Raw genomic sequence first — 21925 nt, 5'->3', positions numbered from 1 at the left:
CCCCAGCGGTGGGCGCAGCGTGTTTATTTGCCCGATTTGATCCTGGTCCAAGACCGGGTCATCAAGCGTTGAATATTCGGCGGCAACTCGTGGTTGACGTAGGCCTTGGCCAGCACCTCTTGCGGGGGATACACCGCCGGGTCGTTGGCAACGGCTTGGTCCATATCGGCTTTGGCCTTGGGGTTGGGGTTGGCGTAACCCACCGCATCGCTGACTTCAGCGATCACCTCAGGCTGCAGCATGAAGTCGATGAAGGCATGGGCCTGCTTAACATTTGCCGCATCCTTAGGAATCGCCAGCATGTCGAACCAGAGGTTGCCACCCTCCTTGGGTACCACGTAGGCAATCTGGTTACCGTTTTTGGCCTCTTCGGCACGGCTGCGGGCCTGGAACACGTCGCCAGAGAACCCGGCGGCCACGCAGATATTGCCGTTGGCGAGGTCCGAGATGTACTTCGAAGAGTGGAAGTACGTTACATAGGGCCGCACCTTGAGCAATTGGGCCTCGGCTTTTTGATAGTCGGCCGGGTTGGTGCTGTTGGGGTCCAGCCCCAGGTAGTTGAGCACCGCCGGCATCATTTCATCCGGGGAGTCGAGAAACGCCACACCGCACTGGCTAAGCTTTTTCATGTTTTCAGGCTCGAACAAAACCGCCCAGGAGTCGATTTTGTCTACACCCAACGCACCTTTGACCTTCTCGACGTTGTAGCCGATGCCGTTGGTGCCCCACAGGTACGGCACGGCGTATTGGTTGCCCGGGTCGTTCACCTGTAGGCGCTTCATCAAGTCGGGGTCCAGGTTGGGCCAGTTCGGCAATTGCGCGCGATCAAGCTTCTGGAAAGCCCCGGCCTTGATCTGCTTGCCCAGAAAGTGATTGGACGGCACCACCACATCGTAGCCCGTGCGGCCAGCCAGCAGCTTGCCTTCAAGGGTTTCGTTGGAATCGAACACATCGTACACGGGCTTGATGCCGGTGGCCTTTTCGAACTCGGCCAGGGTGTTCTCGCCGATGTAATCGGACCAATTATAAATGTGTACGGTGCCGGCCGCCTGCGCAGCGGCGCCCATCAACAGCCCTGCGCCTAGAACGGCCGCTTTTAAAAACAAAGAGTTAGCCAAGTGAAATCCCCCGCAGTGTTCTTCCAGGATGGCAGCGGCATGGCCGCAAAACAGAAACCGGCGTGCAACTTACCTGTGTTGACCGGCCGTGCAAAAAAAAATGTGTTTCAGCCGTACCGGCCGCGGCGAACGCCGGCGGCCGGGGCCCGCAAGGCCGTTATTTACCCGACTTGATTTTGGTCCAGCTGCGGGTCATGAGCCGCAGGGTAGGCGCCGGCAGGTCGGCGATGGCGTACAGCTTGGCTTTCACCTCGGCCGGTGGGTAAATGCCCGGGTCGGACGTGATGTCTTTGTCTACCAGTGGCGTGGCTTCGTTATTGATGTTCGGGAAGCGCACCGCGTTGGTGATCTCGGCCATGATTTCCGGTTGCAGGATGAAATTCATCCATTTGTAGGCGCCTTCTACGTTGTCGGCGTCTTTCGGGATCGCCACCATGTCATAGAAGCTGCCGGCGCCTTCCTTCGGAATCACGTAATTAACCTTGACCTTGCCACCAGCCTCTTCGGCGCGCGACTTGGCTTGGTACACGTCGCCCGAATAACCCACGGCCACGCAGATGTTGCCGTTGGCCAGGTCCGAGATGTACTTGGAGGAGTGGAAGTAGGTAACGCTCGGGCGAACTTTCAGGAATAGCGCCTCGGCCTTATCGATGTCTTCCTTCTTCTGGGTATCGGTCGGCAGGCCCAGGTAATGCAACGCCACCGGCAACATCTCGGTCGGCGAGTCGAGGAAGCTTACCCCGCACCCCTTGAGCTTGGCGATGTTCTCGGGCTTGAACAGCACGTCCCAGGAGTCGATCTTGTCTATACCCAGCGCGGCTTTGACCTTGTCAGGGTTATAGCCGATGCCGATCGAGCCCCACATGTAGGGGAATGCATGGGTATTGCCCTTGTCGCTGGCGTCACCCACCGCCTTGAGTTGGCCTTGATCGAGGTTTTTCCAGTTCGGCAGCTTGGTTTTGTCCAGTTCCAGGTAAACACCGGCCTTGATCTGCTTAGCCAGGAAGTTATTCGACGGCACTACGATGTCGTAACCCGACTTACCCGCGAGCATCTTGGCTTCAAGGGTTTCGTTGCTGTCGTAAACGTCGTAGATAACCTTGATGCCGGTTTGGTCTTCGAACTTTTTCACGGTATCCGGGGCGATGTAGTCGGACCAGTTGTACACGTGCAAAACCTTGTCATCGGCCTGAACGGCCCCTGCCATGGCGCCCAACAAGCCCATGGCGAGCAGCGACTTGCCCAACTTCTTCATGCGTAGTGCTCCAAAATGATGTTTATCCGTTCGCCTTGTGGCGTGCTTTCCCTTGCACCTGCGCGGTTCAAGGGCACCGCCGGGTTCCGCCTGGCGATGCCCCTTGCCGGCAGCGCCGCACAGCCTAGCATTAGCCATTGAGCGCATTAAGGGTCAGGTCCAGGCATTTGCGTGCCTTGCTCACCAACTCGTCGATTTCACTGGCACTGATCACCAAGGGTGGGGCAATGATCATGGTGTCGCCCACGGCTCGCATGATCAGGCCATTGTCGAAACAGAACTGCCGGCAGACCATGCCCACGCCCTGCCCCACGTAACGCTCGCGGGTGGCTTTGTTTTTCACCAGCTCTATCGCTCCGAGCATTCCCAACCCTCGAACTTCGCCCACCAACGGGTGGTCGGCCAGTTCGCGTAAACGCTTTTGCAAATACGGTGCCGTTTCGCTACGCACACGTTCGAGGATTTTTTCTTCCTGCAAAATGCGCAGGTTTGCCAACCCTACCGCCGCCGCCACCGGGTGCCCGGAATAGGTAAACCCGTGGTTGAAATCGCCGCCTTCGTTGATCACGTTGACGATTTCGTCGCGCACTATTACCCCGCCCATGGGGATGTACCCGGAGGTCAAGCCTTTGGCGATGGTCATCAGGTCTGGCACCAGGCCGTAATAGTCGCTACCGAACCACTCGCCCGTGCGGCCGAAACCGCAGATCACCTCGTCGGCGACGAAGAGGATGTCGTAGCGGTCGAGGATCTGTTTGATCCTGGGCCAGTAGGTGGCGGGTGGGATGATCACGCCACCGGCGCCCTGAATGGGTTCGGCAATGAAAGCAGCAACGTTGTCTTCACCGACTTCAAGGATTTTCTTTTCGAGTTGGTCGGCAGCCCACACACCGAATTCATCGGGGGCCATGTCGCCCCCTTCGCCAAACCAATAAGGTTGCGCAATGTGTACGATGCCGGGGATCGGCAGGCCGCCCTGCTCGTGCATGAACGCCATGCCACCCATACTGGCGGCGGCCACGGTAGAGCCGTGGTAGCCGTTGACACGGCCGATGATGGTCTTTTTCCCGGGCTTGCCTTTGAGTGCCCAATAATGCCGGACCAAGCGCAGCACGGTATCGTTGCCTTCGGAGCCGGAGCCTGTGAAGAACACATGGCTCATGCCGGCGGGCGCCACATCGGCCACCGCTTTGGCCAGTTCCAGCGCGGGCGGGTGGGCGGTTTGGAAGAACAGGTTGTAATAAGGCAGCTCGCGCATTTGCCGGGCGGCGGCCTGCACCAATTCCTCACGGCCATAGCCGACCGCCACGCACCACAGGCCGGCCATGCCGTCGAGGATCTGCTGGCCTTCGCTATCCCACAGGTATACGCCCTTGGCTTTGGTGATGATCCGTGGGCCTTGCTCCTTCAGCTGCTTGTAGTCGCTGAAAGGCGCCAGGTGGTGGTCACCGCTTAAAGTTTGCCATTGCAGGGTTTGCGGGTTGTTGTTGCTCATTGCTCTCTCCTGTTCTGCCGGCCCGCGCCGGGCCGGGCTCGATCAGACCGCGAACAGCAGGAACTCTCGTTCCCACGAACTGATCACGCGCTTGAAGTTTTCATGCTCGGCCCGCTTGACCGCCACGTAACCGACGATGAATTTTTTGCCCAGGTATTGCTCCAGGGTGCGGCAGTTTTCCATGCGCTCCAGCGCATCCTCGATGGTCAGGGGCAGGCGCAGGTTGCGCCGCTCATAGCCGCGCCCATGCACCGGCGCACTGGGGTTGATACCCTCGACCATGCCGATGAACCCACACAGCAGGCTGGCGGCGATGGCCAGGTAAGGGTTGGCATCGGCGCCCGGCAGGCGGTTCTCCACCCGCCGGTTCTGCGGGGTGGCGTCTGGCACACGCAGGCCGACGGTGCGGTTTTCCACGCCCCATTCCACATTCACCGGCGCCGAGGTGTCGGGCAAAAACCGGCGGAACGAGTTCACATTGGGCGCGAACAACGGCAACGCCTCGGGAATGAACTTTTGCAGACCGCCCACATGGTTGAGGAACAGCTGGCTCATGGTGCCGTCTTCGCTGGAGAAGATGTTCTTGCCGGTTTCAAGGTCGACGATGCTCTGGTGCAGGTGCATGGCACTGCCGGGTTCGCCAGTCATTGGCTTGGCCATAAAGGTGGCGGCCACGTTGTGCTTGAGCGCCGCCTCCCGCATGGTGCGTTTGAACACCACGATCTGGTCGGCCAAGTGCAAGGCGCTGCCGTGGCGGAAGTTGATTTCCATCTGCGCCGTGCCGTCTTCGTGAATCAACGTGTCGAGGTCGAGGTTTTGCGCCTCGCACCAGTCGTACACATCCTCGAACAACGGGTCGAACTCGTTCGCCGCCTCGATGGAGAATGACTGGCGGCCGGTTTCCGGGCGCCCCGAGCGGCCGATCGGTGGCTGCAATGGGTAATCAGGGTCGTCGCTGCGCTTGGTGAGATAGAACTCCATCTCCGGCGCCACGATCGGCTGCCAGCCACGGTCGGCGTACAACTTGAGCACGCGCTTGAGCACGTTGCGCGGCGACAGTTCGATGGGGTTGCCCTGCTTGTCGTAGGTGTCGTGAATCACCTGAGCGGTGGGCTCGATAGCCCACGGCACCAGGAACACGGCACTTTCGTCCGGGCGGCAGAACATGTCGATATCGGCCGGGTCAAGCAATTCGTAGTAGATATCGTCTTCAACGTAGTCGCCGGTCACGGTCTGCAACAGCACACTCTCGGGCAGGCGCATGCCCTTTTCGGCAATGAACTTGTTGGTGGGCGAGATCTTGCCGCGGGTGATGCCGGTCAGGTCGCTGATCAGGCATTCCACCTCGGTGATCTTGTGTTTTTTCAACCAATCCGTGAGCTGGTCGAGGTTGCTGCTCATAAATACCTCAGGCGGTCGTTACCGGGCCGCAGCCGGCCCGGCGCTTTTGACGCATGTGCGTCGCGATGTGTCGCGGCACGCCGTATAAGGCCTGCCACTGTGTGAACGATAGCCAATACCCGCGCACAAGCAGGCAAAGGCTGCAAAGCAGCGCTACAGTAGACGGTAAGGCACGGCAAAGCGGCGCGGCAGAGGCATTGAAGCGCGCGGCGGCGGCTTTGGGCAGTAGGCTGGCAAGGCCTTGATCAAGATCGTGGTGCAATGCGCGGGGCATGCCGGCGGCGCCTGGCTGGCCCGGGTAGGCTGCGGCAGGGCCCGGCTGGGCAGGCGTACTGTCAAGAATATCGGCCGGCTTACCTAGGGCGTTTAATTTACCGTTACAGGTAGCGCCTTCTGAACATCGGCATGGCATGATATCCCCCGCAATTGTTGATGTTTTGGGTTGTCGCGGAGCTTAGCGCCGTTCATTTTTTTATACAACCAGCCGTAAAAAATTCTATACGAGGGGTCCGGCGGCTTAACGCCCGGAAGATAAACGGCGCAAAAATGCACCAAAAACATCCATAAATGGCTTTTTTGCCCCACCAACGGGCACAACTGGGCTCGCTTGACTTCCCAGAGGCTTTCGGATTGACTGAACCTGCTGTAAATCACTGATTGAAATTTTTAACAACAAAGGTGTTGAATCATGTCGGTACCCCCGCGTGCCGTTCAGCTCAACGAAGCGAACGCTTTCCTCAAGGAACACCCTGAGGTTCTATACGTCGACCTTCTGATAGCGGATATGAATGGCGTGGTGCGTGGCAAGCGCATCGAGCGCACCAGCCTGCACAAGGTTTACGAGAAAGGCATCAACCTGCCGGCCTCGCTCTTTGCCCTCGATATCAACGGTTCTACCGTCGAGAGCACGGGCCTAGGGCTGGACATCGGCGATGCCGACCGTATCTGCTACCCCATCCCCAACACGCTGAGCAACGAGCCATGGCAGAAGCGCCCCACCGCGCAATTGCTGATGACCATGCACGAGCTCGAAGGCTCGCCCTTCTTCGCCGACCCGCGCGAAGTGCTGCGCCAGGTCGTGAAGAAGTTCGACGATATGGGCCTGACCATCTGCGCCGCGTTCGAGCTGGAGTTCTACCTGATCGACCAGGAGAACGTAAACGGCCGGCCACAACCGCCGCGCTCGCCGATTTCCGGTAAACGCCCACAGTCGACCCAGGTATACCTGATCGACGACCTCGACGAATACGTCGACTGCCTGCAAGACATCCTCGAAGGCGCCAAGGAACAACACATTCCGGCCGATGCCATCGTCAAGGAAAGCGCCCCGGCGCAATTCGAGGTGAACCTGCACCACGTGCCGGACGCGCTCAAAGCGTGCGACTATGCGGTGCTGCTCAAGCGGTTGATCAAAAACATCGCCTACGACCATGAAATGGACACCACCTTCATGGCCAAGCCTTACCCAGGCCAGGCGGGCAATGGCCTTCACGTGCACATTTCGATTCTTGACAAAGACGGCAAAAATATCTTCACCAGTGAGGATCCCGAGCAGAACGCCGCATTGCGCCATGCGGTCGGCGGTGTGCTCGAGACCCTGCCAGCCTCGATGGCCTTCCTGTGCCCTAACGTGAACTCCTACCGCCGGTTCGGCGCGCAGTTCTACGTGCCCAACTCCCCCACCTGGGGCTTGGACAACCGCACCGTGGCGCTGCGCGTACCAACCGGCGCTGCCGATGCGGTACGGCTGGAGCACCGCGTGGCAGGCGCGGACGCCAACCCGTACCTGGTCATGGCCTCGGTATTGGCGGGCATCCATCATGGGCTCACCAACCAGCGCGAGCCGGGCGAGCCGCTGGAGGGTAACGCCTACGAGCAAACCGAGGCCAGCTTGCCGAACAACCTGCGTGACGCCCTGCGTGCGCTGGATGACAGCGAGATCATGGCCCGTTACATCGACCCGAAGTACATCGACATCTTCGTAGCCTGCAAGGAAAGCGAGCTGGCAGAGTTCGAGCACTCGATTTCGGACCTTGAGTACAACTGGTATTTGCACACCGTGTAGCGTTCACAATGGCGGCCCCGCCCCAGGGGCCGCTACGGCACATTCCCGCCGCAGCGCGAAAACTGCCGGCCAGCCATTGGGGGGCGGGCTGTCGATCTCTGCGGTAGCTGAACGCACACCCCTTCCGCTGCCCTCGGTCTATCACTCTGTTCGCCAGCATGCCGGCGCTGCTACATGGGCTTACCGCCGACGTGCATGGCGCTTCTCGAGCGTGCCTGCAGGCGCGAGGCAATTGATACTAGCCCAACATGGCCTGAGCGAAGTGGCGCACGCCAACCTGACATCGAACTGAGCTTGGCCAATGAGCGACTGTCCGCCTGGCCTTTCGAACGGCTTAGCTTGCCGCAAGAGGTTGCGTGTTTGCCCTGGCGATGGAGTTGAACGACCGGTGCAGCCCGTTCCATGCAACTGCACGGTGAATCAGCCCGCGGCTGGCCAAAGAAGGCATGCGTGTGTTCGACGCCTACCTGGGGCTGTATCTGCCCCTTACGTGGCCGGGCGGCCGCAAGCGTCGCCATAAGGTGATGGTGATATTCCAACCGTTCGCATGAGCTTTGGCGCGAGGATGTCGTTACCGCGCAAAACGCCGCGCCGGGTCATAGCAGGGCTATGGCTCGTCGCGGCAACGCCGCACGGCAGCAAAAGGCGCCGCCAACAGTGTGCAGCAAGCTGGTTGAACACCCCACTGGTAAGTCAGAGCTTGGCGATCGACACTTCGGTGGACTTAACGAAGGCGATGACTTCGCTGCCCACCACCAGCTCGAGCTCCTTGACCGAACGGGTAGTGATCACCGAAGTGACGATGCCAGAGGCGGTTTGCACGTCGATTTCCGACAGCACCGGGCCTTCGATGATTTCCTTGACGGTGCCTTTGAACTGGTTACGCACGTTGATAGCTTTAATGGTCATGGTGTGTTCCTCGAATGAATGGACGATCAGTAAGCCCAGCGCAACTGGGTCGGTAACGGTTCTGTGGGTTCGGCGCCCTGCTCGCTTGGCGGCAACTGCAGCACGCGGTTGAGTACTTCGGTTTCCAGCTCGGCCAGGCGTTGCGAACCGCGAGCCCGCGGGCGTGGCAGGTCGACCTGCACGTCCAGGCCGATGTGGCCCTCTTCGATCAGGATGACCCGGTCTGCTACGGCCACGGCTTCAGCCACATCGTGGGTCACCAGCAACACGGTAAAGCCATGCTGTTGCCACAGCCGCTCGATCAACTGCTGCATCTCGATGCGGGTCAGGGCATCCAGCGCCCCTAGCGGCTCATCGAGCAGCAGCAGCCGCGGTTCATGGATCAGCGCCCGCGCCAGGGCCACACGTTGCTTTTGCCCGCCCGACAACGCCGCCGGCCATTCATGGGCACGTTCGGCCAGGCCTACGGCTTCCAGCGCCTGCAACGCCTTGGGGCGCCAATCGCCTTTCAGGCCCAGGCCCACGTTGTCGATCACCCGCTTCCATGGCAGCAAGCGCGCGTCTTGGAACATCAGCCGGGTATCACCGCGCGCTGCATCCAGCGAACGCTCGCCGGCCTTCAGCGTGCCCTCGGTGGGCTTGTCGAGCCCTGCCAGCAGGCGCAGCAAGGTGCTTTTGCCACAACCACTGCGCCCCACGATGGCCACGAACTGCCCGGCCGGGATGGTCAGGTCGATGCCGTGCAGTACCTGACGCGCGCCGAACGCCTTGCTCAGGCGCTGTACCCCCACTTCTACCCCCCGCAAAAAATGCGGTTGGTCCTTGAAAACGGTCATGCCTCACCTCGCTTAGGCTGGTAAGCCGGGTGCCAGCGCAACCACGCCCGCTCCAGGCCCCGCGCCGCCAGGTCAGCCAGTTTGCCGAGCACGGCGTAGAGCACGATGGCCAGTACCACGACGTCGGTTTGCAAAAACTCCCGGGCGTTCATCGCCAGGTAGCCAATCCCAGAACTGGCCGAAATGGTTTCGGCCACGATCAGCGTCAACCACATCAGGCCCAGGGCAAAGCGCACCCCTACCAGGATCGACGGCAACGCCCCGGGCAGGATCACCTGCCAGAACAATGAGAAGCCGCGCAGGCCATAGCTGCGGGCCATTTCCACCAAGGCCGGGTCGACGTTGCGGATACCGTGGTAAGTGTTGAGATAAATCGGAAACAACGTGCCGAGGGCGACCAGGAAAATCTTCGCCGACTCGTCGATACCGAACCACAGGATCACCAACGGGATCAACGCCAAGTGTGGCACGTTGCGGATCATCTGCACCGAGCTGTCGAGCAGGCGCTCACCCCAACGTGACAACCCCGAAACCAACCCGAGTACCAAGCCGATACCGCCGCCGATCACGAAGCCGACACCGGCTCGCCAGCCACTGATTGCCAAGTGCGTCCAGATCTCACCGCTGCGCACCAACTGCACACCGGCTTCGATCACGGCGCTGGGTGCGGGCAAGATGCGGGTGGAGAGCAGCCCACTGCTGACCGCGCCCTGCCAGGTGGCTAACAACAACACGGGCAATAGCCACGGGGCCAAACGTTCAGCCCATGCCCATTTATTCGATGCGTTCATCTGCGGCCCCTCAGCTTTGTGACGCCGCCTTGGGCAGGATGTGATTGGCAACGATTTCACCGAACGGGCTGATGTAACCGGCACCCTGGGGCTGTTGTGGAAGGGCCACATCCAGGTGCGGGAACAGCAATTCAGCGACCCGGTAAGCTTCTTCCAAATGCGGGTAACCGGAAAGCACAAAAGTATCGATGCCCAGATCCGCGTATTCCTTGACCCGCGCCGCTACGGTGGGGCCATCGCCTACCAGCGCGGTACCTGCGCCGCCGCGCACCAAGCCCACACCCGCCCAAAGGTTCGGGCTCACCTCCAGGTTGTCACGCTTGCCCTTGTGCAACGCGGCCATGCGCTGCTGGCCTACCGAATCGAACTTGGCGAACGACGCCTGGGCGCGGGCAATGGTTTCGTCGTCTAGGTTTTCAATCAACCGGTCCGCGGCGCGCCAGGCTTCTTCGTTGGTTTCGCGCACGATCACGTGCAGGCGAATGCCAAAGCGCAGCGTGCGGCCTTGCTTGGCGGCCTTCTCGCGCACTTGGGCGATCTTTTCCGCCACCGCGGCGGGCGGCTCGCCCCAAGTCAGGTACAGGTCGACCTGTTCGGCGGCCAGGTCCTGGGCGGCCTCGGACGAGCCACCGAAGTACAACGGCGGGCGCGGTTGCTGGATCGGCGGGTAGAGCAACTTGGCGCCTTTGACCTGAATGTGCTTACCGTCGTAGTCGACCACGTTACCTTCGAGCACCCTGCGCCAGATGCGGGTGAATTCTACTGAAGCTTCATAGCGCTCTTCGTGGGTGAGGAACAGGCCATCGCCTTCGAGCTCGGCCGGGTCGCCGCCAGTCACCAGGTTGAACAGCGCACGGCCGTTGGACAACCGGTCCAAGGTAGCTGCTTGGCGGGCTGCCACGGTAGGTGAAATGATCCCGGGGCGCAGCGCCACCAGGAACTTCAGCCGTTGCGTCACCGGGATCAACGACGCGGCAACCAGCCACGAATCTTCGCAAGAACGCCCGGTCGGGATCAGCACCCCGCCGTAACCAAGGCGATCCGCCGCTTGGGCGATTTGGGCCAAATAGCCGTGGTCGACCGCACGGGCGCCTTCGGCGGTACCGAGGTAGTGCCCATCACCGTGGGTGGGCAAAAACCAGAACATATTCAGGCTCATGGAGTAGTCTCCTCAAAGGTTCTCAGCCAGGCCCAAGCCCGGCCCGTCAATGGGCGGCCGCCAGGTTGGCCGGCGGGTTCCAGATCACATCCTTGATCGACAAGGGCTTGGGTATCAGTTTCAGTTGGTAAAAGGTATCGGCGATTTTTTGCTGCGCATCGACCACGGCCGGGCTAATCAACTGCGCACCGAAACCTTGGCGCTTAACCGAGGTCAAGGTGATCGGCGCGGGCAGGCCCAACAATGGCGCGACTTCATCCGCCACCTTTTGCGGGTTTTGTTTGGCCCAATCGCCTACTGAACGCACTTCGTCGATCACCGCGTCGATCACCTTCGGGTGGGCGGTGGCATAGCCGCGGGTGGCCAAGTAGAACTGGTTGTTGTCCACCAGCCCGGTGCCGTCTTGCAACGTGCGAGCTTGCAGTTGCTGCTCGGCGGCCGCTTGGTAAGGGTCCCAAATCGCCCAAGCGTCGACGCTGCCGCGCTCGAATGCGGCGCGGGCGTCGCTCGGCGCCAGGTAAACGGGCTGGATGTCGCTGTAGGCGATGCCGGCTTTTTCCAGCGCCCGTACCAGCAAGTAGTGCACGTTAGAGCCTTTGTTCAGGGCAATCTTTTTGCCCTTGAGGTCCGCCAGGGTCTTGATCGGGGAGTCTTTAGGCACCAGCAGGGCTTCACTGGTGGGCGCCGGCGGCTCGACGGCCACGTAGAGCAAATCCGCGCCGGCCGCTTGGGCGAACACCGGCGGGGTTTCACCGGTTACGCCAAAGTCGATCGAGCCTACGTTAAGCCCCTCAAGCAATTGCGGGCCACCGGGGAACTCAGTCCATTGCACCTGCACGCCCTGCTCGGCCAGGCGTTTTTCCAGCGTGCCATGAGCCTTGAGCAACACCAATGTGCCGTATTTCTGATAGCCGATGCGCAGGGTTTCGGCCTGGGCCAGGCTTGCAACGCCAAACGTGACCGCTGCGGTAAGCAGTGCAGCAAGGCCTCGACGTAACAAACGGGTGCGCATACGCGCTCTCCTTGAACCGGTTAAAGGGGGTTTAGGGTAATGCTCAGATACTCCAACGTGCGCTGAGCAAGCGGTCGGTGAGCAGCCCCGGCTCCACCGGCTGTGGCCGGCGGGCCAAGGCGCTGTGGAATTCTTCCAGCGCCGCGCCCAAGCGGTGTTCCAACGACGGCGCCAACTGCGGTGCGGCGCTGCCCTCGCCATAAGCGATCTGGCTGTCGTCGGCAAAGATGCCTTGAAGCATTTCCTGCGCCTTGAGCGCCGCCAGCACCGGCTTGAGGGCGTAGTCCACGGCGAGCATGTGGGCGATACTGCCGCCTGTGGCGATGGGCAACACCACCTTGTGCGCCAGGGCACGTTCAGGCAGCAAGTCGATCATCGTTTTCAGCGCACCGCTGTAGGCTGCTTTATAGACAGGGGTGGCTACCACAAGGCCGTCGGCATTGGCCACGGTTTCCAAGAAATGGCACACCGCCGGGCTGTTGAAGCGGGCGTGGAGCAAATCCTGCGGGTCGAAGTCACGCACCTGAAAGGTGACCACCTCCACCCCCTTCCCTTGCAAGGCAAGCTTCGCACGCTCAAGCAAGACCCCGGAACGGGAACGGGTACTGGGGCTGCCCCCCAACGCTACGACCAACATCGATACCGCCTCGCGTGTATTCATTGTGCAATGGCGCCTACCTTAGCAGTGGATTTTTATATCCTTAAATCATATTTGTTCATTTATTTATTCTTTTATTATCTATGCGCGCTATTGCCCTGCGCGCGCGCGGGCCACACCTGGGCGGCAAGGCTTACGAAAAAACCGGATGATCAGCATCACCCCGCTGAGCAGAACCACGCTGTTGATCAGCCGCAAGAACTGCACCCGGGAGAGCCCCACAGTGATGCGCCTGCCCGCCCAGATACCTGGTGCACTGCGCGCGTGAGCATGCTCAGGCCGATGAGCGTGGTCTGGGTAATGCGCAGCGCGCTGGTGTCGGCCTTGCGGCCACTGAGGCAGGCCCCAAGCGCAGCAAAAAAAAGGGCCGCATGTGCGGCCCAAAAGTCCCTGCAAATCAGTTCAGCGGTTCGGCTGCGGGGTCAGCCGAAGGTAGGGGCGCACGGCGCGGTAGCCCTTGGGAAAGCGCTGGCGGATTTCCTCTTCGTCTTTGAGCGATGGCACGATCACCACGTCGTCACCCTGTTGCCAGTTGGCCGGCGTGGCCACCTTATGGCTGTCGGTAAGTTGCAGCGAATCGATCACCCGTAAAATCTCGTTAAAGTTACGCCCGGTGCTGGCCGGGTAAGTGATCGTCAGGCGCACTTTTTTGTTCGGGTCTATCACGAACAGCGAGCGCACGGTAAGGGTGTCGCTGGCATTGGGGTGGATCAGGTCGTAAAGGTCCGACACCTTGCGGTCGGCGTCGGCCAGGATCGGGAAGTTCACCTGGGTATTTTGCGTGTCGTTGATGTCCTCGATCCATTTCACATGGGATTCGACCGGGTCTACTGACAACGCGATGGCCTTGACGTTGCGCTGGGCGAACTCGTCCTTGAGCTTGGCGGTGTAGCCCAGCTCGGTGGTGCACACCGGGGTGAAATCCGCCGGGTGAGAGAACAGCACACCCCAGCTGTCGCCGAGCCATTCGTGGAAGCGAATGGTGCCTTCGCTTGAAGCTTGCTCGAAGTCCGGGGCTATATCGCCGAGTTTGAGTCCCATGGTGCGATGTCCTTTGGTTGGAACGCGGTGGTTGGGTTTTACTCTGCTTCAGAATAGCCAAGTTTAAAAAGAATAAATAACAATTCCTAAATAACTATATGGAATATAAAAACATAAGCAAAAGAAACCCCGCCGAAGCGGGGCGTCCATGGCTCAACCCACTACTACCACAGGGCGTAGGTGTAGTTGACGTAGAAGCGGTTCTGGTCGAAGTTCTCTACGCCTTCGCTGCGGAACGTCGCGTGGCGAGCCGAGAAGCCCAGCCCCTTGAGCGGGCCGCTCTGCAGGGTGTAGTCCACGCGGTAGTCGGCTTCCCATTCGTCATAGCTGCCGTTGCCGCTGGTGTTGCGAACATCGCGGCCGCTGACGTAGGTGTAGGTCGCCTTCAACCCTGGAACGCCCAGTTTGGCGAAGTCGTAGGAGTAGATACCAAAGGTCGAGTTTTCCCCGGCCTTGGTGAAGTTGTTGTACATGATATCGGTGTACAGGTACACGCTAGTACCGCCTTCACCTTCGCCACGGCCCCGACCATCGACAACGCTGCCGTTGTTGAGGAACGCCATACCGCCGTCGTCGCTTACACGCTGGTGGCCCAAAGTCAACGAGTGACCACCGAGGGTGTAGGTGAACGCCGCCGACCAGGTGTTATTGTCTACCTCGCCACCGTCTTTATAGTAACCATTCTTGTAGGAGTAGTCGGCATCGCCGTTCTTGCCATCGGACTTGCTGTTGAAGTAACGCAGGTCGGTCTTGAAGGCTTGGTCCGGGGCGATCTGGAATACGTGCACCAAACCCAGGAAGTTCTGCCGGTAGTAGTCTTCCAACTCGGCGTAGTAGTACTGCAGCGTCAGGTCTTTGGTGACTTTCCAGTCGGCGCCGCCGAAACGGAACGCGTTAGAGCCTTTACGCCCACCGGCCGCGATGCCTGCCCAGTTGCTCGAGGCGCGGCCGATTTCACGGTTCAGTTGCCCAGCAGTAAAGGTAACGTTGTCGATTTCCTTGGACGTGACGATCGCGCCCTGGTAGCTCGCGGGGAGCAGGCGGCCATCGTTGGACACCAGGATCGGCAGGTTAGGTGCCAGGGCATTACCCACTTTCAACTCGGTCTTGGAGTACTTGATCTTGGCATTGCCGCCCAGGCGGCTCCAATCACTGACCGGTGTGCCGTCGCTGTCAACCGGGGTGACGGTGTTGGCGGTAGTGGTCGAATGGTTATCGATACCACCCCCCAAGTTGATACCTACCATACCTTGAACATCGAGGCCGAAGCCTACGGTGCCTTGGGTATAACCGGACAAGAAATCGAATTTCAGCCCGGTAACGGTCTGGCGCTGGTCAGCACCGCCTTCGCGGGCATCGTTATCGAAATACAAAGTACGGGAACTGATAGACGCTTTGCTGTCCTCGATGAAACCGGCGGCGCTGGCTTGCTGGGCCAGTACGCCCATGGCAACCGCGAGTGCCAGGGTAGACTTGTTCACTGGTAGTGCTCCTCTTGCTTTCTAATTTTTGTGTTGCGGGTGACCGGGTCTATACGCCCGTTTGCTGTGATAGCTCGGCGCCATTAGCGCCAAAGCGTGACCGGTTAGTCAAGCTCATCTTCGCTGGGCCGCCCTTGGGTTGTCGTACCTGTGCGGGGCCTGGCAGAGAGTAAAGAATTCTTTAGAAACTACTAAACCTTTGTTGCAATTGTGTTAAGAACATTTGCGCATAAGAAACCATATCCTAAAAACGTTGTCATCCACCGCTGGGCGCTAAGCTTATTACAATAAGTTCTTTACCGGAGCGTGGTTATATCGTTTAAATTTTTAACCTCGACAACCTGCCCGCCCGGCAGGCAACCCCCTTTAAGGTCATGCTATGCGCTTGCGTTCGCTTACCCTGCTCGCCGCGGCTGCGGTGTTCGGTATCGCCGCTGTATCGGCTTATGCCGGCGAGCCTTTACGAATTGGCTACCAAAAGTCTTCAACCCTCGCGACCCTGCTCAAAAGCCAAGGTACGTTGGAAAAAGCCCTTGCCCCGCAAGGGGTCACGGTGTCTTGGCATGAGTTCGCCAGCGGGCTGCCGATGCTGGAAGCCTTGAACCTGGGGAACGTCGATGTGTCGGCCGACGTGGCAGACACCGTGCCGCTGTTTGCCCAGGCTGCGGGTGCGCAACTGGCGTATTTTGCTCAGGAATCGGCCTCGCCAGACGCGCAGGCGGTGGTGGTACATGAAGATTCCGCCATCCAACGGCTGGCGGACCTGAAAGGCAAGAAGATCGCGGTGACCAAGGCGGCAGGCAGCCACTACCTGCTGTTGGCGGCGCTGAAAAAAGGCGGCCTGACCATCGATGACGTCAGCCCCGCTTACCTTACACCGGCCGACGGGCGCGCCGCCTTCGAGAACGGCAAGGTGGACGCTTGGGTAACCTGGGAGCCCTTTTTGACCAGCGTGCAACAACAGTTACCCGTGCGCACCCTCGATGAGGCCCGTGGCCTTGCGCAATACAAACGCTATTACCTCACCAGCACGCAATACGCCAACAGCCACGGTGACGTGTTGAAGGTGGTGTTCAACGAACTGCAAAAGGTTGGCCGTTGGGCCAAGGCCAACCCGGCGGATGCGGCCAAGGTGCTTGGGCCGCTGTGGGGCAACTTGCCCCCGGCCACGGTAGAGGCGGCCAACGCGCACCGTACCTACGACGTGCAGCCCGTGACGCTCGACCAATTGGGCGAGCAGCAGGCCATTGCCGATGCCTTTGTAAGCGCCAAGCTGTTGCCCAAGCCGGTGGATGCCAAAGCCGTGGCGACCTGGCAACCTTGACCCGGCGCACGTTCAGCGTGAGCGCCAGCACTGCATGGGCCGCCTATACCGGCCAAGGATGTGGTTGATCACCTGCGCCTTGCTGCATCCCACCGGGCCGTAGCCTTGGCGGCCTTCGGCCCGGTGCGCCTCGCCGCAGGCTGGGGGCTATTTCTGGGTACCATCGTCCAGTTGCAGGTTGGCTTGGGTGATGTTGCTCCCCGGCGGTACGCTGCGGGTAAGCCACACATTGCCGCCAATCGTCGAACCCTGGCCGATGGTGACCCGCCCCAGAATCGTCGCCCCGGCGTAGATCACCACGTCGTCTTCAACGATAGGGTGGCGCGGCAGGCCCTTTTGCAGGCTGCCGTCAGCGTCGGTCGGGAAGCGCTTGGCGCCCAGGGTGACGGCTTGGTAGATACGCACGCGCTCCCCGATAATCGCGGTTTCACCGATGACCACGCCAGTGCCATGGTCGATGAAGAAACTCGAACCAATTTGCGCCCCGGGGTGGATATCGATGCCGGTGGCCGAGTGCGCCAACTCCGAACTAATCCGCGCCAGCAGCGGCAACCCTGCCTGGTACAAGTGGTGGGCCAAGCGATGGTGGATGATCGCCAGCACACCTGGGTAGCACAGCAATACTTCATCCACACTGCGGGCGGCGGGGTCGCCTTGGTAAGCGGCCAGCACGTCGGTGTCCAGTTCCCTGCGCAGGGCCGGCAGCGCCGCGGCGAAACCTTGGATCACGTGCAGCGCGGTGGCATCGAGCGCCTCAAGGTTGCAAGGGCCCTCGCGGTGGGCGTAGCGCAATTCGAGCCGGGCTTGTAGCAGCAAGGCATTGAGCGCCGCGTCGAGCGTATGCCCGACGAAAAAGTCCTCGCTTTCTTCACGAAGGTCCACCGGCCCCAGCCGCATGGGGAACAACGCCCCGCACAACTGCTCGAGGATGACCGCCATGGCCTCCCGCGAGGGCAACTGGCGGCCACCGCTTTGGCCACAACTGCGACCGTTCTGTTGGCGCCATTGGCGCCGGGCAGCTCGCAATTGGCCCACGATCTCTTGCAGTTGCCACGGCTCCGAAGGGGCCTGGCCCGGTACACGCTCGTTCACGGTTTCACTCCTGGGCAGTGGGGCGGCGCAGGGCGCCGTCGGGCGCATACTCTAGATCAGAAAACAGCAGTTGCAAAAGAACGTTTCAGCCGCACTCCAGCTCATCTGAACCTAAGCCAAGGCGGCGGGTTCCAAGCCCGCTGAAGCGGTTGCCCGCCTAACGCCCACTCCTTATAGTCGTGCATCTAACTGGCCAGGCAAACCCTATGATCCCATCACAGCTCAGCCGTTTCAGCCGCCTGGCGCTGCTAGGGGCGCCCACACCGCTGGAAAAACTCGAACGCCTCTCGGCCTGGCTAGGCCGGGATATCTACGCCAAGCGTGATGACCTCACCCCGCTGGCGCTGGGCGGCAACAAACTGCGCAAGCTCGAGTACCTGGCCGCCGACGCCCAGGCCCAAGGCGCCGACTGCCTGGTCACCGCCGGGGCGATCCAATCCAACCATGTTCGCCAAACGGCCGCGCTCGCCGCCCGCTTGGGCCTGGCGTGCTTCGCTTTGCTGGAAAACCCCATCGCAACCGAGCACCCCGCTTACCTGGGTAACGGCAACCGCTTGTTGCTCGAGTTGTTTGGCGCGCAGGTCGAAGTGGTCGACCACCTCGACACCGCCGATGAACAACTGGAGGCACTGGCCACGCGGCTACGCAGCGCCGGCAAACAGCCGTACATCGTGCCGGTGGGCGGCTCCAGCCCGGTCGGCAGCTTGGGCTACGTGCGCGCGGGCCTGGAATTGGCCGAGCAAATCAAGGCGCTGAAGGTAGACTTTGCCGCGCTGGTGTTGGCCAGCGGCAGCGCCGGCACACACGCGGGGCTGGCCCTGGCCCTCGCCGAGGCCTTGCCGCAGCTGCCGGTGGTCGGCATCACGGTATCCCGCCCGACCCAGGCCCAAGCGGCCAAGGTCGATACCCTGGTGCAACGCACCGCGGCGCTACTCGGTACCGACGTGCCCGCGGCATACCGCGCGCTGCTGTGGGGTGATTACTACGGGCCACGCTACGGCGAGCCAAACGCCGGGACCTTGGCGGCAATCAGATTGTTGGCAAGCCAGGAGGGCCTGTTGCTGGACCCGGTGTATACCGGCAAGGCCATGGCCGGTTTGCTCGATGGGGTGGCCCGGCAGCGGTTCGCCGAGGGGCCACTGCTATTTTTACACACCGGCGGTGCGCCGGGCCTGTTCGCCTACCCCGACATTTGGTCGGGCCAATAACAACACTTAAGGAACCGCCATGCCGCTGCACACTTTGCCTCACCGCTTCGCCGCCGCCCTCGCCGTTGGGGCATTCGCCGTAATCAGCGCCTTCAGTACCGCCGCCATGGCGGATGAAACGCCGTTGAACACCCGTGAAAAAGGCACCCTGACCGTGGGCCTGGAGGGCACTTACCCGCCGTTCAGCTTCGTCGATGAAAGCGGCAAACTCAGCGGTTTCGAGGTCGACTTCGCCCAAGCGCTGGCCAAAAAACTGGGTATTCAGGCCAAGCTGCAAACCACCAAATGGGACGGCCTGCTGGCGGCGCTGGAATCCAAGCGCCTCGATGTGGTGATCAACCAGGTGACCATCTCCGACGAACGCCGCAAGAAATATGATTTTTCCACGCCCTATACCGTGTCCGGCATCCAGGCGCTGACGCGCTCGGCGGACCACCTCACGATCAACACCCCTGCGGACCTGGCGAACAAAAAAGTCGGCGTGGGCCTGGGCAGCAACTACGAGCAGTGGGTGCGGGCCACAGTACCCGCCGCCATCGTAAAAACCTACGAAGACGACCCCACCAAGATGCAAGACCTACGGGTCGGGCGTATCGACGCTGCGCTGGTAGACCGCCTGGCAGCCCTGGAAATGGTCAAAAAAACCCATGGCGAACTCGCGGCCAACGGCGAGCCGTTCTCGCGCCTGGAGTCGGGCATTGCCTTGCGTAAAGACGAACCGCAGTTGTTGGCGGCCATCGATAAGGCCATTGCCCAACTGCGTGACGACGGCACCCTGGCCCAGCTCTCGCAAAAATGGTTCGGTGCCGACGTCACCCAATGAACCAAGAGAGCCTGAGGGTCGCCTACGAATCCCTGCCGTTTCTGCTGCAGGGGGCATGGTTCACGGTGGTACTGAGCTTGGGCGGGATGTTCTTCGGCCTGCTGCTGGGGTTCGGCCTGGCCTTGATGCGGCTGTCGCGCCTGCCCCCGGTACGGTGGGTGGCGCAGGTCTATGTGTCGTTCTTTCGCGGCACGCCGTTGCTGGTGCAGCTGTTCTTGATTTATTACGGCCTGCCATCACTGGGCATTGAACTGGACCCTCTACCGGCGGCGCTGATTGGCTTTTCGCTGAACATGGCCGCCTATACCTGCGAAATTTTGCGCGCGGCGATCAGTGCCATCGACAGAGGCCAGTGGGAAGCCTGCGCCACCCTGGGCATGACCCGCGCCCAGGCCTTGCGCCGCACCATTCTGCCGCAGGCCGCGCGTACCGCCTTGCCACCGTTGGGCAACAGTTTCATTTCGTTGGTCAAGGATACCGCCCTGGCGGCGACCATCCAGGTGCCAGAGCTGTTTCGCCAGGCACAATTGGTGACCGCGCGCACCTTCGAAGTATTCGCCATGTACCTGACCGCGGCCCTGCTTTACTGGGTGCTCGCCACCGTGCTGGCGCACGTGCAGCATCGCCTCGAACGGCGGGCCAACCGCTATGACCTGGAGCCCTGAGCGATGATCGTGGTGGAAAAACTGAGCAAAAGCTTCAATGGCAACCCGGTACTGGTCGATATCGACCTCACTGTGGGCACCGGCGAGGTCGTGGCAGTCATCGGCCCCAGTGGCTCGGGTAAAACCACCTTCCTGCGCTGCCTGAACCTGCTGGAAACACCCGACAGCGGTACCCTCCGGCTTGGCGACTTGAGCATCGACACCCTGCGGCCGCTGGGCCAGCAGCAGGCGCTCGTGCGGCGGTTACGCCAGCAAGTGGGCTTTGTGTTCCAGAACTTCAACCTGTTCCCCCACCGCACCGCCCTGGAAAACGTGATCGAGGGCCCGCTGGTGGTCAAGCACATGCCGCGCCCCCAGGCCGAGGCCCTGGGTACGCAGTTGCTGGCCAAGGTGGGCTTGGCCGGCAAGGAAGCAGCCTACCCGCGGCGGTTGTCTGGCGGCCAGCAGCAACGGGTGGCGATTGCCCGCGCATTGGCGATGGAGCCGCAGGTGATTCTGTTCGATGAGCCCACCTCGGCATTGGACCCCGAGTTGGTGGGGGAGGTACTGGCCACTATCGGCGACCTGGCGGCGGAAAAGCGCACCATGATCATCGTGACCCATGAAATGAGCTTTGCCCGCGACGTGGCTGACACCGTGGTGTTCTTCGACCACGGGCGCATTGTCGAGCAGGGCGATGCCAAAGCACTGTTCGCGGCCCCACAACAGGCCCGCACGCGCCAGTTCCTCAGCAAGTTCCGCGGCGGCTGACCGGGCCGCCTTCCCTCTTTGCCCGTATCCCCTGGCTGCCTAGGCTGCCGTTCGGCTTGCCTGCCGAATGGGAGATCACGGATGACTGCTGCACATAAACCCTTCGCCTTACCGCCACTCGAATTGCCCCAGCGCTGCCGCGCTGGCATTGGCGCCGAAGCGGCCAGCCAGCTTTGCCTGCGCGTTGGCCGTGACGCGTTGCTGGAACCTGGCGACCTGGTCGAAGTATTCATCGACGACCGTTTTGCCACCGCCCTAATCGTGAAGCCAGAACACCTTGGCCGGCCGCTGGTTTTTCAGGTACGCAATGCCGTACAACAAAGCGGCAGGGTCCGGCTGCGCTATGAGGTGCTGCGCGCCGGGCATTACAGTGCGCATTCCCCGGTCACGCTGCTGCTGGCCAAGCTTGAGTACCCGGGTGGCGCGCCGTTGCACGAAGGCGAAGAGGAAAACCAGTTCCTGCCGCCCATATGTTTTCCACGGGCGCTGAGCGTGCGCCAGGCCCGCCAGCATGGTGGCCTGCCGTTTTACCTGCCGGCTTATCCGAACATGGCAGCCGGTGACGAAATCACCGTACGCTGGGGCGATGAGCGTTTCGACCTGCCGCCGCTGCTTCCTCGCCAGGTAGGCCAACCGGTGCAGGGCACGATCCCCTTGGCCGCCCTTAGGCAAGTGCGCCCCGGCCGATGGCAGGACGTCACCTGGAGCGCAGTCGATCGCGTGGGCAACCATTCGCGCTGGGCACCCTGCCAGGCATTAGAGCTGCCCACGGACGAGGAGGTAGACAGCGGCGGCGAGCCCACCCGGGCCTAATGCCCCAACCCGCTTGGCCGGCCTCAGGC

General features: G+C 61.2%; 20 protein-coding genes and 1 pseudogene. 8 read left to right on the top strand and 13 right to left on the bottom strand.

Annotated features, from left to right (window positions below):
- Nucleotides 1-23: 23 nt before the first annotated feature.
- The 4 genes from HAQ05_RS07290 to HAQ05_RS07275 form a co-directional block, all read right to left on the bottom strand.
- Nucleotides 24-1067, bottom strand: coding sequence for a polyamine ABC transporter substrate-binding protein (locus tag HAQ05_RS07290; RefSeq protein WP_238936482.1), 1044 nt, complete (start codon nt 1065-1067; stop codon nt 24-26).
- 208 nt (nt 1068-1275) lie between these two features.
- On the bottom strand, nt 1276-2373 hold the full coding sequence (locus HAQ05_RS07285) for a polyamine ABC transporter substrate-binding protein (protein WP_190418914.1): 1098 nt from the start codon (nt 2371-2373) through the stop codon (nt 1276-1278).
- A 130-nt stretch (nt 2374-2503) separates the two neighbouring features.
- Nucleotides 2504-3868, bottom strand: coding sequence for an aspartate aminotransferase family protein (locus tag HAQ05_RS07280; protein WP_190418912.1), 1365 nt, complete (start codon nt 3866-3868; stop codon nt 2504-2506).
- Between the two features lie 42 nt (nt 3869-3910).
- Entirely contained in the window at nt 3911-5269 is a 1359-nt protein-coding gene (locus HAQ05_RS07275) for a glutamine synthetase family protein (RefSeq protein WP_190418910.1), read from the bottom strand.
- A gap of 688 nt (nt 5270-5957) precedes the next feature.
- Between HAQ05_RS07275 and HAQ05_RS07270 the strand changes: the two genes are divergently transcribed.
- Complete coding sequence (locus HAQ05_RS07270) at nt 5958-7334, top strand: glutamine synthetase family protein (protein ID WP_190418908.1); 1377 nt, start codon at nt 5958-5960, stop codon at nt 7332-7334.
- Between the two features lie 8 nt (nt 7335-7342).
- Nucleotides 7343-7885 (top strand): annotated as a pseudogene (locus HAQ05_RS28565) (TetR/AcrR family transcriptional regulator).
- Nucleotides 7886-8027: 142 nt separating this feature from the next.
- Here the strand turns inward: HAQ05_RS28565 and HAQ05_RS07265 are convergent.
- From HAQ05_RS07265 to HAQ05_RS07230, 8 genes are all read right to left on the bottom strand, one after another.
- Nucleotides 8028-8243: a TOBE domain-containing protein gene (locus HAQ05_RS07265; RefSeq protein WP_190418906.1), complete on the bottom strand. Its 216-nt coding sequence runs from the start codon at nt 8241-8243 to the stop codon at nt 8028-8030.
- 26 nt (nt 8244-8269) lie between these two features.
- The gene (gene ssuB / locus HAQ05_RS07260) at nt 8270-9079 is read right to left on the bottom strand and encodes an aliphatic sulfonates ABC transporter ATP-binding protein (protein ID WP_190418904.1); all 810 of its coding nucleotides are present in this window, start codon (nt 9077-9079) and stop codon (nt 8270-8272) included.
- A complete protein-coding gene (ssuC, locus tag HAQ05_RS07255) occupies nt 9076-9870 on the bottom strand; it encodes an aliphatic sulfonate ABC transporter permease SsuC (protein ID WP_190418902.1) in 795 nt (264 codons plus the stop codon). Before ssuC ends, ssuB begins: the two co-directional genes overlap by 4 nt.
- A 10-nt stretch (nt 9871-9880) precedes the next feature.
- Nucleotides 9881-11029, bottom strand: coding sequence for an FMNH2-dependent alkanesulfonate monooxygenase (gene ssuD / locus HAQ05_RS07250; RefSeq protein WP_190418900.1), 1149 nt, complete (start codon nt 11027-11029; stop codon nt 9881-9883).
- Between the two features lie 46 nt (nt 11030-11075).
- Complete coding sequence (locus tag HAQ05_RS07245) at nt 11076-12041, bottom strand: sulfonate ABC transporter substrate-binding protein (RefSeq protein WP_190418898.1); 966 nt, start codon at nt 12039-12041, stop codon at nt 11076-11078.
- Between the two features lie 43 nt (nt 12042-12084).
- Nucleotides 12085-12678 carry an NADPH-dependent FMN reductase gene (gene ssuE / locus HAQ05_RS07240; RefSeq protein ID WP_190419060.1) on the bottom strand — a complete coding sequence of 198 codons (594 nt, stop codon included), beginning with the start codon at nt 12676-12678 and terminating at the stop codon, nt 12085-12087.
- A 423-nt stretch (nt 12679-13101) separates the two neighbouring features.
- Nucleotides 13102-13740: a peroxiredoxin gene (locus HAQ05_RS07235; protein ID WP_190418896.1), complete on the bottom strand. Its 639-nt coding sequence runs from the start codon at nt 13738-13740 to the stop codon at nt 13102-13104.
- A 164-nt stretch (nt 13741-13904) separates the two neighbouring features.
- On the bottom strand, nt 13905-15221 hold the full coding sequence (locus tag HAQ05_RS07230; RefSeq protein ID WP_190418894.1) for an OprD family outer membrane porin: 1317 nt from the start codon (nt 15219-15221) through the stop codon (nt 13905-13907).
- Nucleotides 15222-15600: 379 nt separating this feature from the next.
- Here HAQ05_RS07230 and HAQ05_RS07225 point away from each other — a divergent pair, with 379 nt between their 5' ends.
- Nucleotides 15601-16545, top strand: a complete 945-nt coding sequence (locus tag HAQ05_RS07225) for an aliphatic sulfonate ABC transporter substrate-binding protein (protein ID WP_190418892.1) — start codon at nt 15601-15603, stop codon at nt 16543-16545.
- Between the two features lie 147 nt (nt 16546-16692).
- Here the strand turns inward: HAQ05_RS07225 and epsC are convergent, their stop codons facing one another.
- Nucleotides 16693-17637, bottom strand: coding sequence for a serine O-acetyltransferase EpsC (gene epsC / locus HAQ05_RS07220; RefSeq protein WP_338050143.1), 945 nt, complete (start codon nt 17635-17637; stop codon nt 16693-16695).
- Nucleotides 17638-17843: 206 nt separating this feature from the next.
- Between epsC and HAQ05_RS07215 the strand changes: the two genes are divergently transcribed.
- The 5 genes from HAQ05_RS07215 (at nt 17844) to HAQ05_RS07195 (ending at nt 21896) form a co-directional block, all read left to right on the top strand.
- Nucleotides 17844-18845, top strand: a complete 1002-nt coding sequence (locus HAQ05_RS07215) for a D-cysteine desulfhydrase (protein ID WP_190418888.1) — start codon at nt 17844-17846, stop codon at nt 18843-18845.
- Nucleotides 18846-18951: 106 nt separating this feature from the next.
- Nucleotides 18952-19668, top strand: a complete 717-nt coding sequence (gene tcyJ / locus HAQ05_RS07210) for a cystine ABC transporter substrate-binding protein (protein WP_420825755.1) — start codon at nt 18952-18954, stop codon at nt 19666-19668.
- A complete protein-coding gene (tcyL, locus tag HAQ05_RS07205; RefSeq protein ID WP_190418884.1) occupies nt 19665-20333 on the top strand; it encodes a cystine ABC transporter permease in 669 nt (222 codons plus the stop codon). Before tcyJ ends, tcyL begins: the two co-directional genes overlap by 4 nt.
- Before the next feature lie 3 nt (nt 20334-20336).
- Complete coding sequence (tcyN, locus tag HAQ05_RS07200) at nt 20337-21083, top strand: L-cystine ABC transporter ATP-binding protein TcyN (protein ID WP_190418882.1); 747 nt, start codon at nt 20337-20339, stop codon at nt 21081-21083.
- Nucleotides 21084-21164: 81 nt separating this feature from the next.
- Nucleotides 21165-21896, top strand: a complete 732-nt coding sequence (locus HAQ05_RS07195; protein WP_190418880.1) for a hypothetical protein — start codon at nt 21165-21167, stop codon at nt 21894-21896.
- Nucleotides 21897-21925 lie beyond the last annotated feature (29 nt).

The sequence above is a fragment of the Pseudomonas typographi genome, from assembly GCF_014694385.1.
Lineage (GTDB): Bacteria > Pseudomonadota > Gammaproteobacteria > Pseudomonadales > Pseudomonadaceae > Aquipseudomonas > Aquipseudomonas typographi.
The sequence above is the reverse complement of the archived record's forward strand: the minus strand, read 5'-3'. Positions and strand labels throughout refer to the sequence as shown.